The sequence below is a fragment of the Cellulomonas sp. B6 genome (genome assembly GCF_001462455.1).
GTDB lineage: Bacteria > Actinomycetota > Actinomycetes > Actinomycetales > Cellulomonadaceae > Cellulomonas.
In genome coordinates this window covers 13,964-28,024 of sequence record NZ_LNTD01000179.1, presented here as the reverse complement: position 1 = coordinate 28,024, position 14,061 = coordinate 13,964, and the positions used below count along the sequence as shown (strand labels likewise).

Annotated in this window: 15 protein-coding genes; all 15 read right to left on the bottom strand. The window is 75.4% G+C overall.

Translation table 11 applies throughout. The features are described 5' to 3' along the window. Positions 1–9: 9 nt before the first annotated feature. On the bottom strand, positions 10–936 hold the full coding sequence (locus tag ATM99_RS15205) for a tyrosine recombinase XerC (protein WP_150118320.1): 927 nt from the start codon (positions 934–936) through the stop codon (positions 10–12). Positions 937–1,067: 131 nt separating this feature from the next. Continuing rightward, a complete protein-coding gene (gene dprA, locus ATM99_RS15200) occupies positions 1,068–2,279 on the bottom strand; it encodes a DNA-processing protein DprA (protein ID WP_062103705.1) in 1,212 nt (403 codons plus the stop codon). Continuing rightward, the gene (locus tag ATM99_RS15195; RefSeq protein WP_062103704.1) at positions 2,276–3,793 is read right to left on the bottom strand and encodes a YifB family Mg chelatase-like AAA ATPase; all 1,518 of its coding nucleotides are present in this window, start codon (positions 3,791–3,793) and stop codon (positions 2,276–2,278) included. Before ATM99_RS15195 ends, dprA begins: the two co-directional genes overlap by 4 nt. Then, complete coding sequence (locus ATM99_RS15190; RefSeq protein WP_062103710.1) at positions 3,794–4,150, bottom strand: YraN family protein; 357 nt, start codon at positions 4,148–4,150, stop codon at positions 3,794–3,796. 208 nt (positions 4,151–4,358) lie between these two features. After that, positions 4,359–4,682 carry a DUF2469 domain-containing protein gene (locus ATM99_RS15185; RefSeq protein ID WP_062103703.1) on the bottom strand — a complete coding sequence of 108 codons (324 nt, stop codon included), beginning with the start codon at positions 4,680–4,682 and terminating at the stop codon, positions 4,359–4,361. 25 nt (positions 4,683–4,707) lie between these two features. Next, on the bottom strand, positions 4,708–5,532 hold the full coding sequence (locus tag ATM99_RS15180; RefSeq protein WP_062103702.1) for a ribonuclease HII: 825 nt from the start codon (positions 5,530–5,532) through the stop codon (positions 4,708–4,710). Beyond that, positions 5,529–6,245, bottom strand: a complete 717-nt coding sequence (gene lepB, locus ATM99_RS15175) for a signal peptidase I (RefSeq protein ID WP_223305157.1) — start codon at positions 6,243–6,245, stop codon at positions 5,529–5,531. The genes ATM99_RS15180 and lepB overlap by 4 nt, the downstream gene beginning before the upstream one ends. A gap of 335 nt (positions 6,246–6,580) precedes the next feature. Next, complete coding sequence (gene rplS / locus ATM99_RS15170; RefSeq protein WP_062103701.1) at positions 6,581–6,946, bottom strand: 50S ribosomal protein L19; 366 nt, start codon at positions 6,944–6,946, stop codon at positions 6,581–6,583. A gap of 277 nt (positions 6,947–7,223) precedes the next feature. Continuing rightward, positions 7,224–8,000 (bottom strand): tRNA (guanosine(37)-N1)-methyltransferase TrmD, encoded by a 777-nt coding sequence (trmD, locus tag ATM99_RS15165; RefSeq protein ID WP_062103700.1) that lies wholly within the window; start codon positions 7,998–8,000, stop codon positions 7,224–7,226. A 3-nt stretch (positions 8,001–8,003) separates the two neighbouring features. Continuing rightward, positions 8,004–8,564: a ribosome maturation factor RimM gene (rimM, locus tag ATM99_RS15160; RefSeq protein WP_062103708.1), complete on the bottom strand. Its 561-nt coding sequence runs from the start codon at positions 8,562–8,564 to the stop codon at positions 8,004–8,006. A gap of 82 nt (positions 8,565–8,646) precedes the next feature. After that, positions 8,647–8,886 carry an RNA-binding protein gene (locus ATM99_RS15155; protein ID WP_046528093.1) on the bottom strand — a complete coding sequence of 80 codons (240 nt, stop codon included), beginning with the start codon at positions 8,884–8,886 and terminating at the stop codon, positions 8,647–8,649. After that, a complete protein-coding gene (gene rpsP / locus ATM99_RS15150) occupies positions 8,886–9,314 on the bottom strand; it encodes a 30S ribosomal protein S16 (protein WP_062103699.1) in 429 nt (142 codons plus the stop codon). The genes ATM99_RS15155 and rpsP overlap by 1 nt, the downstream gene beginning before the upstream one ends. Positions 9,315–9,479: 165 nt before the next feature. Then, on the bottom strand, positions 9,480–10,568 hold the full coding sequence (locus ATM99_RS15145; RefSeq protein ID WP_062103698.1) for an amidohydrolase family protein: 1,089 nt from the start codon (positions 10,566–10,568) through the stop codon (positions 9,480–9,482). Positions 10,569–10,575: 7 nt separating this feature from the next. Next, complete coding sequence (ffh, locus tag ATM99_RS15140) at positions 10,576–12,192, bottom strand: signal recognition particle protein (RefSeq protein ID WP_062103697.1); 1,617 nt, start codon at positions 12,190–12,192, stop codon at positions 10,576–10,578. A gap of 28 nt (positions 12,193–12,220) precedes the next feature. Continuing rightward, a complete protein-coding gene (locus ATM99_RS15135; RefSeq protein ID WP_062103696.1) occupies positions 12,221–14,017 on the bottom strand; it encodes a [protein-PII] uridylyltransferase in 1,797 nt (598 codons plus the stop codon). Positions 14,018–14,061: the final 44 nt, after the last annotated feature.

Below are 14,061 nucleotides of genomic sequence, written 5' to 3'. Positions count from 1 at the left end.
GCATCGTCGTCAGGCCCGGGGGTGGGCCAGCTGGAACGCCGAGCGCAGGCGCTCGGCCGAGACGTGGGTGTACCGCTGGGTCGTCGACAGGCTCGCGTGGCCGAGGATCTCCTGGACCGAACGCAGGTCGGAACCGCCCTCGAGCAGGTGCGTGGCCGCGGTGTGCCGCAGCGCGTGCGGGGCGATGTCGTCGACGCCCACGAGGGCCGCGAGCTCGTGGACGACGGCGCGCAGCTGGCGCTGGTCGACGCGTCCACCACGACGGCCGAGCAGCAGCGCAGGCCCGGACGTGTCGTGCGCCAGCGCGGGTCGGCCCTGCGTCAGCCAGGCGTCGACGGCGCGCGCCGCGGGACGCCCGAACGGCACGACACGTTCCTTGTCGCCCTTGCCGACGACCCGCAGCGTGAGCTCGGCGCGGTCCAGGTCGTCGACGTCGGCACCGCAGAGCTCGCCCACACGCGCGCCGGTCGCGTAGAGCAGCTCCACGGCAGCCCAGTCGCGCAGGTGGACGGGGTCGCCGTCGTCCGCGCGCTCGCGCGCGGCGTCGAGCAGTCGCGCGACGGGCTCGGGCGCGAGGACGGCAGGCAGGACGGACGACGCGCGAGCGGTCCCGAGGCGGAGCGTCGGGTCGGTCGGCACCCGCCCGACCCGCACGGCCCACGTGAAGAACGTGCGTGCGGCGGCCGACCGCCGCGCGAGGGTCGCGCGGCTCAGGTCGTCGGCGGCCATCGAGGCGAGCCAGCCGCGCAGCAGCGCCAGGTCGATCTCGTCGAGACGCACGAGCCCGTGCCGGACGGCGTGGTCGAGCAGGTGCTCGAGATCGCCGAGATAGGCACGCACGGTGTGCTCGGACACGCCGCGCTGCGCACGCAGGTGCAGGGCGAAGTCACTGCGCAGGAGCGCCCGCTGAGGGCTTCCCGTCGTGATCTCCGCCATGTGCATGACCCTAAGGTGGCGTGGCCGGAGCCGTTCGACAAGGGCACGTTCCGCACCGACCCCGATTGCCCGCACGAATTCGGGGACAATGTCCGATCCGCCGTCGGGATTACTCCGTTCGCCGTTCTATTTCACCCGCGTCCGCGCTCATGCGCTGGGACGGCGACCCACCCGGCCGCGAGACGCCGCGCCCGGCCGTCGAGCTCGAGCAGCCCGAGGGCCGTGCGGACCTCGGCGAGCGACGCGCCGGACCGTGCGGCGACCTGCGCGAGGTCGCGCGGCACACGTCGGGACAGTCCGTCGTGGACACGCCGGGCGAGCGGGTCGAGGTCGTCCACCTCACCCGCCGGCGCGACCATCTCGGGAACCGTGTCCTCACCGGCCGTCCCGGCGAGCTCCGCGACCTCGGCGGCGTCGGTGACGCAGACGGCGACACCCTCCCGCAGGAGGCGGTGGCAGCCCGCCGACGCGGCGGAGGTGACCGGTCCGGGGACCGCGCCGACCGGACGCAGCAGGCGGGCCGCGTGGTGCGCCGTGCTCGCGGCACCCGACCGCCACGCGGCCTCGACGACGACCGTCGCCCCCGCCAGCGCCGCGATCAGGCGGTTGCGCTGCAGGAAGCGGCTGCGGGTCGGGGCCGCGCCCGGCGGCACCTCGCTGACCACCCCGCCGCCCGACCTCACGGCCTCCTCGAGCAGCAGGGCGTTGCCCACCGGGTACGCCCGGTCGACACCTCCGGCGAGGACGACGAGCGTCTTGCCGCCGCCGTGCAACGCGCCCCGGTGCGCCGCCGCGTCGATGCCGTACGCCCCGCCCGACACGACCCACCACCCGCGCCGGGCGAGCTCGGACCCCAGATCGACGGCCACCCGTTCGCCGTAGGTGGTGCAGGCCCGAGCACCCACCAGCGCGACCGCCGGTTCGCGCGCCGGCAGCGTGCCACGCACCCACAGGGCGTGCGGCGCGAGCGGGCCGAGGTCGGCCAACGCCTCGGGCCAGCCGAGGTCCCCCGGGACCACCAGGCGTGCCCCGCACCGCCGCGCCGCGGCGACGTCGCGCTCGGGGTCGACGGTCGCGCGCCGCGCGGCCCACCGTGCGACCGCGCGGGTCAGGCGTCGTCGCACCGGCTCGGTGAGATCGCCGCCGGACCGCGTGAGCGCGTCCCAGTCGGGGCCGCCGGCAGCGATTGCCGCGTCGACCCAGCGCAGCGCCGGATCGGCGCCGCACGCGTCGACCAGCGCACCCGCGACCTCGTCGCCGGGTTCGACGAGCGCGCTCCACACCGCCCGCGCACGGCGCTCCGCGCGGAGCGTCCCGGGCTCGGGACCCGTCGTCGTGGTCATGCGCCGTGCCCGCGCGTGCGCAGCACGAGGGCCTGCGCGACGTCGCCGCGGCTCGGCGCCACGCGCCCCGCGAGGTCGGCGAGCGTCCACGCGACCCGCAGCACACGGTCCGACCCGCGCAGGCTCAACGTGCCACGGTCGACCGCGCGGTCGAGCTCGGACACCAGGGAGCGGTCCGGGCCGAGGCGCGCGTGCAGGGCTCGGCCCGGGACGTCACCGTTCGTCCGCCACGGCGTCCCTTCCCACCGCGCACGCTGCGCCGCGCGCGCTCGAGCCACCCGACGCGCGACCGTGGCGGTGCTCTCCCCCGGCGCGTCCACCGAGCGTGCGGCCGGGACCTCGAGCTGCAGGTCGACGCGGTCCAGGAGAGGCCCCGACAGCTTCCCGAAGTAGCGACGCCGCTGCTCGGGCCGGCACGTGCACGCCAGCCCCTTGCCCACCGCGTGACCGCACGGGCACGGGTTGGCCGCCAGCACGAGCTGGAACCGTGCCGGGTACCGCGCCGTCCCGGCCGACCGGTGCAGCACGAGCTCGCCGTGCTCGAGCGGCTGGCGCAACGTCTGCAGCACCGCCGACGTGAACTCGGGCGCCTCGTCGAGGAAGAGCACGCCCCGGTGCGCGCGTGAGGCGGCGCCGGGGCGGGGCATGCCCGACCCGCCGCCGACGATGCTCGCGGGCGTCGCCGTGTGGTGAGGGTCCTCGAACGGGGGCCGGCGCACCAGGCCGCGACCGGGGTCGAACGTGCCGGCGACCGAGTGCACGGCCGTCACCTCGACCGCGTCGTCCTCGTCGAGGTCGGGCAGCAGCCCGGGGAGCCTCGCCGCGAGCATCGTCTTGCCCGCACCAGGGGGTCCGACCATCAGCAGGTGGTGATGACCCGCCGCCGCGACCTCGAGCCCGAAGCGCGCGTCGTGCTGCCCCAGCACGTCGCCCAGGTCGGGCTCGGCGCCCGCCGCGACGGTCGTGACGACGTCCGGCACCGGGTCCACGTCGGGCACCTCGACGTCAGCGCCGTGGTGCGCAGCGACCTGCGCGAGGCTGTCGGCAGCCAGCACCTCGGCGCCCGGCACCAGCCCGGCCTCGACCGCGTTGCCGCGCGGCACGACGACGCGGTGCCGTCCCGCCGCGACGGCAGCGGCGACCGCGGGCAGCACGCCGCGCACCGGCCGCAGGCGCCCGTCGAGACCGAGCTCCCCGAGATGCACCCAGCGCTCGACCGACCCGGCGTCGACCAGCCCCGCGCCGGCCAGCGTCGCGACCGCGACGGCGAGGTCGAAGGACGACCCGGTCTTGGGCAGCGTCGCGGGCGAGAGGTTCACGGTGATCCGCCGGTTGGGCCACGCGAGCCCCGACGAGGTCACCGCCGCCCGCACCCGGTCGCGCGCCTCGGCCAGTGACGCGTCCGGCAGGCCGACCAGGGTGAACGCGGGCAACGACGGTGCGAGGTGGGACTCGACGTCGACGACGTGGCCGCTCAGCCCGACGAGCGCGACGGCACGCGTGCGCCCCAGCACTCAGACCACCCCGACGAGGTGCTCGACCTGGGCGGCCCCGCTGCGTGGCACCACGACGGCGATGACGTCGACGCGCACCGACCGCGCCCGCACGTCGTGCTCGCGCAGCCAGCGCGCCGTGAGGCGACGCACGCGCGCCAGCTTGCGGAACGTCACCGCCTCGGCAGGGTGGCCGTACGCGGTCGAGCGCCGCGTCTTGACCTCGACCGCCACGACCTCGTCCCCGTCGAGCGCGACGAGGTCCAGCTCACCCTCGGCGCACCGCCAGTTGCGGGCGAGCACCGTCCACCCGGCCTGCGCGACGAACCGCGCCGCCACGTCCTCCCCGTACCGCCCGACCGCGTCCTTCGCGCGCACGTCGACCACCTCCGGGCACGACCCTGGTGCTCCGTGGCCGGCCGCGTGCGCGCGCTCGGTCCCGGCCGGGGGACGTCACCCGGCGGACGGGACTGTGGGTGGCTGGCCGCCGCTGACGGCACGAGGTCCGACCGCGCGAGCCCGTCGGGCGCTCGTCGACGACCGCAGCCCGGCGGTCCTCAGCGACCGTCGACGCCGTCGAGACCCGTCAACGCGGGAAGCCGGTCCCCGCGCCGAGGTCGAGCTCGGCCTTCGCGAGCTCCTCGACGTTGACGTCCTTGAACGTCACGACGCGCACGGACTTCACGAACCGCGCCGAGCGGTAGACGTCCCAGACCCACGCGTCGACCAGGGTGAGCTCGAAGTACACCTCACCGGCCGCGGACCGGACCTGCAGGTCGACGTGGTTGGCGAGGTAGAACCGCCGCTCGGTCTCCACGACGTACGAGAAGAGGCCGACCACGTCGCGGTACTCGCGGTACAGCGCGAGCTCCATGTCGGTCTCGTAGTTCTCCAGGTCCTCCGCGCTCACCGGACCATCATCCCCCATCGCGACGTCACGGCGTCGCGTCGGGCTCCGCGTCCGGCAGCAACGGGTCCACCGCCCAGCCCGGACCTGCGGGGTCGGCGGGGACCTCCTGCGGGGTCGGCAGCCGCCAGGACCGTCGGTGCAGCACCGTGGGCCCGTGCTCGCGCAGGGCCGCGAGGTGCTCGGGCGCGGCGTAGCCCTTGTTCTCGTGCCACCCGAACGCGGGGTGGTCGACGGCGTGCCGCACCATGATCGCGTCGCGCTCGCACTTCGCCAGGACGCTCGCGGCCGCGACGCTCGCGCACGAGCGGTCCGCCTTGACCTTGAGGTGGACCGTGGGAGGCTCCCACGCCTGCGCCTGCGCGAACAGGTCGTCCTGCGTGCCGAAGAGGTCCGGCTCGGGAGGCGTGAGCCAGTCGTGCGACCCGTCGAGGACCACGGCGTCCACCCGGTCGACGACCTCCAGCACGCTGCGCAGCGCACGTGTCCCCGCCAGGCGCAGCGCCGCGACGATCCCCCGGGCGTCGATCTCGTCGGCCGACGCGTGGCCGACCGCGCGTGCGACGCCCCACCGTCCGAGCGCGGGCAGCAGCGCCTCGCGGGCCGCGGGTGTCAGCAGCTTCGAGTCCGCCACGCCACGCGGCGCCGAGCGCGTGGCGGCGTCGACGACGACGACCCCGACCGACACGGGGCCCGCCAGCGACCCACGGCCCACCTCGTCCATGCCCGCGACGTAGCGCAGCCCCGTGCGGAGCAGCGCGCGCTCGTGCCGCAGGTGCGGCGGGGTGCGCCCCGGCGTCCGGCGCGCGGTGCGCGCCGTGCGCACGCCGCGCTCGGCGCCGACGGCGGTCATGACGGGTCGGGCACGTTCGCGAACACGTCGGACGGGTTGCCCAGGAACGTGAACCGGTCGAGGGGCCACACGGTCACGAACGCGACGCCCACGACGTTGGCCATCGGCACGGAGCCACCGCCGGGGCGCCCCATGTTGCGACGCGAGTCCGCCGACTGCTGGCGGTTGTCGCCCATGAGCCACAGCGAGTCCGCCGGGACGACGACGTCGAACTTCATCTCGCTCGGCTGCGCGCCGGCGGCCAGGTACGTCTCGTCGATGGGCACGCCGTTGACGGTCACGGGCTCCCCCGGCCCGGCGCAGGCCACGTGGTCCCCCGGCAGGCCGATGAGCCGCTTCACGAGGTGCTCGCCCGCGTCCTGCGGGAGGAGCCCGATGAACGTGAGCGCCTCGTTGGTGGCCTCGGCCAGCGCGCTGCGCGGCTCCTGCACCTGCGGCGTCAGCCAGCCGCCCGGGTCCTTGAAGACCACGATGTCCCCGCGCCGCAGGTCGAACGGTCCAGGCGTCAGCTTGCTCACCAGGATCCGGTCGTTCTTGACGAGCGTGTCCTCCATCGACTGCGACGGGATGAAGAACGCCTGCACCAGGAACGTCTTGACGACCAGCGACAGCACCAGGGCGCTGACCAGGATGATCGCGGTCTCGCGCAGCCACGACCACGCCGTGCTGCGTCGCCGCGCGGGCTCGCGGTCGCGCCGACGTCGCTGCGGCACGGGCTCCTCCTCGGTTCGCGCACCCGCGGTCGGCGGGACGCCGTCGGGCCGACCGGTGCCGGTCGGCGACCACGCCGGTCGGGCGTCGTGGTCGGGGGACGGACGGGACGAGGACGGCGTCGGTCCGGTCCCCTCGGCGGCGGGCTGGCTCACCGACACACTCTGACACGTTCCGGACACCCGGCGGGCCCGGACCCGCCCCGCGGGACCGAACCTGGACGAGCGCTGAGAGGACACGACCGCCGCCGCGCGGCGTGGGCGCACGGACGGGACACGCCGACGGGCGGCCACCGTCACGGTGACCGCCCGTCGTCGAGCTGCCGGGAGCGCCGGGCTCAGGCCTTCTTGGCCGGAGCCTGCTCGCGCTTCTCCTTGATCTTCGCCTTCTTGCCGCGCAGCGCGCGCAGGTAGTACAGCTTCGCGCGGCGGACGTCACCGCGCGTGACGACCTCGATCGAGTCCAGCGAGGGCGAGTGCACGGGGAACGTGCGCTCGACGCCGACGCCGAAGCTGATCTTGCGGATCGTGAACGTCTCACGGACGCCCGCGCCCTGACGGGCGATGACGACGCCCTGGAACGCCTGGATACGAGAGCGGTTGCCCTCGACGACCTTGACGTTCACCTTGAGCGTGTCACCGGGGCGGAACTCCGGGACGTCCTGGCGCAGCGATGCTGCGTCGATCGCGTCGAGCGTCTGCATGTCGTGTCGCTTCCCCGCCCTGCCGCAGGTCAGAACGTGATCGACGGGCGCGCGCGCTGCCGGAGCAGGGCAGACGCCCGTGGTTCGGGTCCGTGTCGGTGGGACCGGCGGCCGTGGCCGTCGCGGTCCGCGCGTCGTTGTCACCCTCCCCTGCGGCAGAGAGGCGCCAGACGCACACCGAGGGGACAGTCTGCCACAGGGGCCGCCGTCGACCGAATCCCGCCCGGCACCGACCGCCCGTGTCCGCGCGGGCGGGGCCGGACCGACGCGTCGGGCGTCAGACCGCGAGCCGCTCCCAGCGACCGTCGACCACGACCCACCCGCACGCCGCGAGCACCTCCAGGTCGCGCCGGTCGAGCGTCGCGGGGTCGAGCCCGGTCACCAGGTCGGGTCGACGCTCGGCCGTGCGCGTCAGCGCCTGGTCGCGGCGCCACCGCTCGATGCGGGCGTGGTGGCCCGACAGCAGCACCTCGGGCACCTCGTGCTCCTGCCACGTCGGGGGCTTGGTGTAGACCGGGTACTCGAGCAGCCCGGCGGCGCCGTGCGACTCCTCGACCAGCGACGCGGGGTTCCCGACGACACCGGGCAGCAGCCGTGCGACGGCCTCGACCACGACGAGCGCCGCGACCTCCCCGCCGTTGAGGACGTAGTCGCCCAGCGACAGCTCGGTGACGCGACCCCGGGCCGCGTAGTGCTCCGCGACGCGCGCGTCGATGCCCTCGTACCGTCCGCACGCGACGACGAGCTGCTCCTCACGGGCGAGCTCCTCGGCCATCCGCTGCGTGAACCGGCGCCCGGCGGGCGACGGGACGATGAGGTGCGCCTGCGGCGTCATGACGTCGTCGAGCGCGCGCCCCCACACGTCCGGGCGCATGACCATGCCCGCACCGCCGCCGAAGGGCGTGTCGTCGACCGTGCGGTGCCGGTCCCCGGTCCAGTCCCGCAGGTCGTGCACGCGCAGGTCGAGCAGGCCCGAGGTGCGCGCCTTGCCGACCAGCGACAGGTCGAGCGCCGCCAGGTACTCGGGGAAGATCGAGACGACGTCGACGCGCACCGCTCAGCCCTCCGCCGCGTCGCCGCGGGTCTCGTCGCTCACGACGAGGTGCTCGGCGTCGGCCGCGAGCAGCCCGCCGGGCGGGTCGAGGACGACCCGTCCGCCGGGGACGTCGACGACCGGCACGATCGCCTCGACGAACGGCACGAGCGTGCGCGCGCCGTCGGGCTCGCGGACGACCAGCAGGTCGTGCGCGGGCAGGTGCTCGAGCCCGACGACCTCGCCCAGCACGCGCCCGTCGGTGACGTGCTCGACGCGCAGCCCGACCAGCTCGTGCGGGTACCAGCCGTCGTCGTCGCCCTCGTCGTCGTCCGGGTCGACCAGCAGCTCGACGCCGCGCAGCGCCTCGACCGCGGTGCGGTCGGCGGCCTGCGCGAACGTCGCGTACCAGCGCCCCTGGGCCTCGCGCACGCGCACGACCTCGAGCGGTCCGGCCGCTGCGGGGTCGGTCACGAACCGTGCTCCGACGACGAACCGCTCATGGGGCGCGTCGGTGCGCACGTCGAGCGCGACCTCGCCGCGCAGCCCGTGCGCGCGACCGATCCGTGCCACGGTCAGCAGCATCGTCACTCCCTCCCCCGACGCGTCGTCGGGGACGACGACGGCCCGGCCCCTCGTCGAGGGACCGGGCCGTCGGGTGTCCTGGTCAGCGCCGGTCGACGTCGACCACGTCGACGCGCACGGCACCGTCGGTCGACAACGCGCCGACCACCGTGCGCAGCGCGCGCGCGGTGCGACCGGAGCGGCCGATGACGCGCCCGAGGTCCTCGGGGTGCACACGCACCTCGAGCATCTCGCCGCGCCGCAGCGACGACGAGCGCACGCGCACGTCGTCGGGGTGGTCGACGATGCCCCGCACCAGGTGCTCGAGCGCGTCGGCCAGCATCAGGCCTGCTCGTCCTCGGCGGGAGCCGCGTCAGCGGCGGGCTCCGACGTCTCGGCCTTCTTCTCCGACGCCTTCGCCTTGACCTTCTCGGCGTCGGCGGCGGCGGCCTCGACGGCTGCCTTCGGGTCGGCCTTGGCCGCCTTGGTGCGCAGCGTGCCCTCGGCGCCCGGCAGGCCCTTGAACTTCTGCCAGTCACCGGTGATCTTGAGCAGCGCGAGGACCTGCTCGGTCGGCTGCGCACCGACGCCCAGCCAGTACTGGGCCCGCTCCGAGGTGATCTCGATGAGCGAGGGCTCCTCGGTGGGGTGGTACTTGCCGATCTCCTCGATCACGCGACCGTCGCGCTTGGTGCGCGAGTCGGCGACGACGATGCGGTAGTACGGCGCGCGGATCTTACCCATGCGCTTGAGACGGATCTTCGTAGCCACGAGGTGGTGTTCTCCTGAGGTCTGCGGGGTGGCGTCGCGGTGCCGCCCGTGGGGTGGGGCGCACCGGTCAGGCCGGAGGACGCGGCACCGGGCAGGTAGAGGGGCTGCACGGGCCGAGTACAGCGGGCCATTCTGCCAGACGGCGAGCACTGCTCGCCACGCGCCTCATCGCACGCGGACCCCGCGCAGCACGACGGCGACGGGGCGCGCCAGCTCGGCGACGTCACGGCGCGGGTCGTCCGCGTAGACGACGACGTCCGCGCTCGCGCCCTCCGCGATGCCGGGGACGCCGAGCCACGCGCGCGTGCGCCACGACGCCGCCGCGACGACGTCGTGCGCGGGGATCCCGGCGCGCACCATCTCGGCCGCCTCGTCCGCGATCCGGCCGTGGCCGATCGTGCCGCCCGCGTCGGTGCCGACGAGCAGCGGGACACCGGCGTCGTGCAGGTCCCGCACGTGCGCGTGGCGCCGCTCGTGCATCGCCCGCATGCGTGCCGCGAAGCGCGGGTAGCGGGCCTCGCCCTGCGCCGCGATCGCGCCGAACTGCCCGACCTGCAGCAGCGTCGCGGTCACCGGGACGCCCGCCGCCGCGATCCGCTCGACCTGGGCCGGCGTGGCGCCCGTCGCGTGCTCGAGGCAGTCGACACCCGCGTCCAGCAGCGGGTCGAGCGCCTCGTGGCTGAACGTGTGGGCCGTGACGCGCGCGCCCGCGGCGTGCGCGGCGGCCACGGCGTCGGCGAGGACGTCGTCCGGCCACAACGGCCGCAGGTCGCCGTCGGGCCCGAGGTCGCGGTCGATCCAGTCGGCCACGAGCTTGACCCAGCCGTCGCCGCGGGCCGCCTCCTCGCGGACCGCAGCCGGCAGGTCGGCCGGGTCGCCGAGCTCCCGCGCGTAGTGCCGCAGGTACCGCTTGGGCCGCGCCAGGTGGTGCCCCGCGCGCAGCAGGCGCGGCAGGTCGTCGCGCGCGTGCACCCACGCGGTGTCCGCGGGCGAGCCGGCGTCCCGGACAAGCAGCACGCCCGCGTCGCGGTCGGCGACCGCCTGCCGCTCGGCCGTCGCGGCGTCGACCGCGCCGTCGGCCGCGAGGCCGATGTGGCAGTGCACGTCCACCAGCCCGGGCAGCACCCAGCCCTCGAGCACCGCCTCGGGGGCACCGGCGGGCTGCTCGAGCGTGAGCCGGTCCCCCACGACCCACGCCTCACCGACCTCGTGCTCGTCGCCGAGCACCACGGTGCCGCGCAGGTGCGTGATCATGCGCCGGTCAGCGCCCCTTGAACAGGTCGCCCAGCCCCGCGGGCAGGGTGCCCGGGTCGAACGCGGCCTCGTCCTGCTGCGGGGCGCCCCCGCCGAGCCCGAACGCCGACCCGGACGGCGCGGGAGGCGCCTCCCCGGCGGCGCGCGCCGCGGCGGCCCGCTCCTGCTCGGCTCGCTTCGCGGGGTTGCCCGACCGCGAGCCCTTGCCACGCTTGGGCGGCGCCTGCCGTCCGCGCGACTTCTTGCCGCCCATGCCCGGCAGGTTGCCCATGCCGGGCATGCCGCCCGGCATGCCGCCGCCGCGCGCCATCTGCCGCATCATCTTCTTGGCGCCCTCGAAGCGCTCGAGCAGCTGGTTGATCTCGCTGGTCGTGGTGCCGGAGCCGCGGGCGATACGCGCGCGGCGCGAGCCGTTGATGATCTTGGGGTTCTGCCGCTCCCCGGGCGTCATCGAGCGGATGATCGCCTCGATGCGGTCCACCTCGCGCTCGTCGAAGTTCTCCAGGGCCTCACGCATCTGCCCCATGCCCGGCAGCATCCCGAACATCTTCTTCAGCGAGCCCATGTTCTTGAGCTGCTGCATCTGCACGAGGAAGTCCTCGAGCGTGAAGTCCTCGCCGCCGACGAGCTTGCCGGCCATCTTCTCGGCCTGCTCGGCGTCGAACGCCTTCTCGGCCTGCTCGATGAGCGTGAGCACGTCACCCATGTCGAGGATGCGCGAGGCCATGCGGTCGGGGTGGAACACCTCGAAGTCGGTGAGCTTCTCACCGGTCGAGGCGAACATGATGGGACGGCCCGTGACGCTCGCGATCGACAGCGCGGCACCGCCGCGGGCGTCGCCGTCGAGCTTCGAGAGCACGACACCGGTGAAGCCGACGCCGTCGGCGAACGCCTGCGCGGTCGTCACGGCGTCCTGGCCGATCATCGCGTCGACGACGAACAGGATCTCGTCGGGGTCGACCGCGTCGCGGATGTCGGACGCCTGCGACATGAGCTCGGCGTCGACGCCGAGACGGCCGGCGGTGTCGACGATCAGCACGTCGTGCTGGCGCTGGCGCGCGGTCTCGAGACCCGAGCGCGCGACCGCGACGGGGTCGGCGCCGGCGGGCAGCACGTCGTCCGAGCCCTGGTTGCCGGGGTGCGGCGCGTAGACCGGCACGCCGGCGCGCTCACCGACGACCTGCAGCTGCGTGACCGCGTTGGGGCGCTGCAGGTCCGCGGCGACCAGCAGCGGCGTGTGGCCCTGCTCGCGCAGCCACAGCGCGAGCTTGCCCGCGAGCGTCGTCTTGCCCGCACCCTGCAGGCCCGCCAGCAGGATCACGGTGGGCGGCTGCTTGGCGAACGCGACGGTGCGGGTCTGTCCGCCGAGGATCGCGACGAGCTCCTCGTTGACGACCTTGACGACCTGCTGCGCGGGGTTCAGCGCGGCGGACACCTCGGCCGACAGCGCACGCTCGCGCACGGCACCGGTGAACTGGCGCACGACCGGCACGGCCACGTCGGCGTCGAGCAGCGCACGCCGGATCTCGCGGATCGTGGCGTCGATGTCCGCCTCGGAGAGGCGACCCTTCGTGCGCAGGTTCTTGAACGTCGACGTGAGACGGTCGGAGAGGGTGGCGAACAACCTGGCCTCGCGGGGTCGGACGGAACGGCTACGGACGTCCCAGGGTACCCGCCAGCGCCCGTGCGGCCCGGGCGGTCAGGTCGTCGACGAGCGTCGCGCGCCACGTCGTCCACGCCGTGGGACCGGCGGCGGACGCGTCCGCCTCGGTCAGCGCGCGCAGCAGCGCGAGCAGGTCGGCACGGTGGTCGACGGCGTCGAGCAGCCGCGCGAGCGTCGCCGGGTCCTGCGGGTCGGCGGTCGTGGCCAGCTCCGCGAGGGTGAGGTGCTCGCGGACCAGCCGCGTCACGTCCGCCGCGACGTCGGCGCCGAAGCCCATGCGCGTGACGATCGGCCCCGCGAGCCGCGCGCCCTCGACCGAGTGGTCGCCGGCGCCGGCGCGCTTGCCGACGTCGTGCAGCAGGGCGGCGAGCAGCAGCGTGTCCGGGGCCTCGACCGCGCGGCGGTCACGCCCCGCGCGCGCGACGGTCTCGACGAGGTGCCGGTCGACCGTGTGCCGGTGGATCGCCGAGCGCTGCGGCCGGTTGCGCACGCCCGCCCACTCGGGGATCCAGGTCGTGACGACGCCCGCGAGGTCGAGCGCCTCCCACACGGGCACCTGCGCCGGGCCGGATCCCAGCAGGTGCACCAGCTGCTGGCGCGCGGCCCGCGGCCACGGCACGGGCAACGGCGGCGTGGCCTCGAGGCTCGCGACTGTCACCGGTGACAGCACCAGGCCCGTGCGTGCCGCCGTCGCGGCGGCCCGCAGCGAGAGCACGGGGTCGTCGGCGGGGCGCGCGTCGACCGCGAGCACGAGCTCGCCGTCGTGCTCGACGAGGCCCTCGGCGATCGTGCGCAGCCGCGGCGGCGTGCGGCGGCCGCGGACGATCATCGGACCGCGCGCCGGGCGCTGCAGCGCCTGCCGGGCGTTGCGCGCGGTCGTGTCCAGCGCGTACGAGATCACGCGACCCGCCTCGGCGATCGACGCGAGCAGGTCGTCGCGGTCGTCGAAGCCGACGAGGGCCGCGACCTCGTCCTGGTCGGCCTGCAGCAGGCGGTTGGTGTGCCGACGCGTGACGACCTGCACGGCGTCGCGCACGTCGAGCAGGTGCGCGTACGCGTGGTCCACGGCGCCGTGCGGCCGGTCGGTCAGCCAGGTGGCCGCGAGCGCCGACAGCACGACCGCGTCGCGGATCCCGCCGCGCGCCTCCTTGAGGTCGGGCTCGATGAGGTAGGCGAGCTCGCCGTGCCGCTCGGCGCGCTGCCGCGTCGAGGCGAGGAGCTCGGGCAGCCGACGACGCGCCGCCGACCGCCAGTCGGCCAGCAGGGCCGACGTCGCGCGAGCGACGACGAGGCCGTCGCCCGCGACCGGCTGCAGCTCGAGCAGCCCGACCGCGGCCGGCAGGTCCTTCGAGGCGACCTGACGGCACTGCGCGAGCGAGCGCACCGAGTGGTCGAGGTCGAGGCCCGCGTCCCAGATCGGGTACCACAGCCGCTCGGCGAGCCGCGCGAGCTCGGCGGCCGAGTGCCCGCGTCCCTCGTGCACGAGCAGCAGGTCGAGGTCCGAGACGGGGCTCGCGTCGCCACGCCCCACGCTCCCGACCACGCCGAGCGCGACGCCCTGCACCTCGCGACCCTCGGTCGCCTCGTGCCACAGCCCGGCCAGCGCGCCGACCACGAGGTCGGCGACCGCGCGCCGCCGTGCGACGCCGTCGCTGCCCGGTCCCATCATCCGTGCGGCCAGGTCGAGCCTCCCAGCACGCAGGTCCCGCACCCCAGCGGGGTGCGGGACCTGCGGCGAGGACCCGTGCCCGGCCGCGCCCCCCGCGGGCGGCCGTCCGTTCGTCATCCGTGAGCCGTGACCCTCCTGGTCAGCACCTGGTCAGCTCCTGC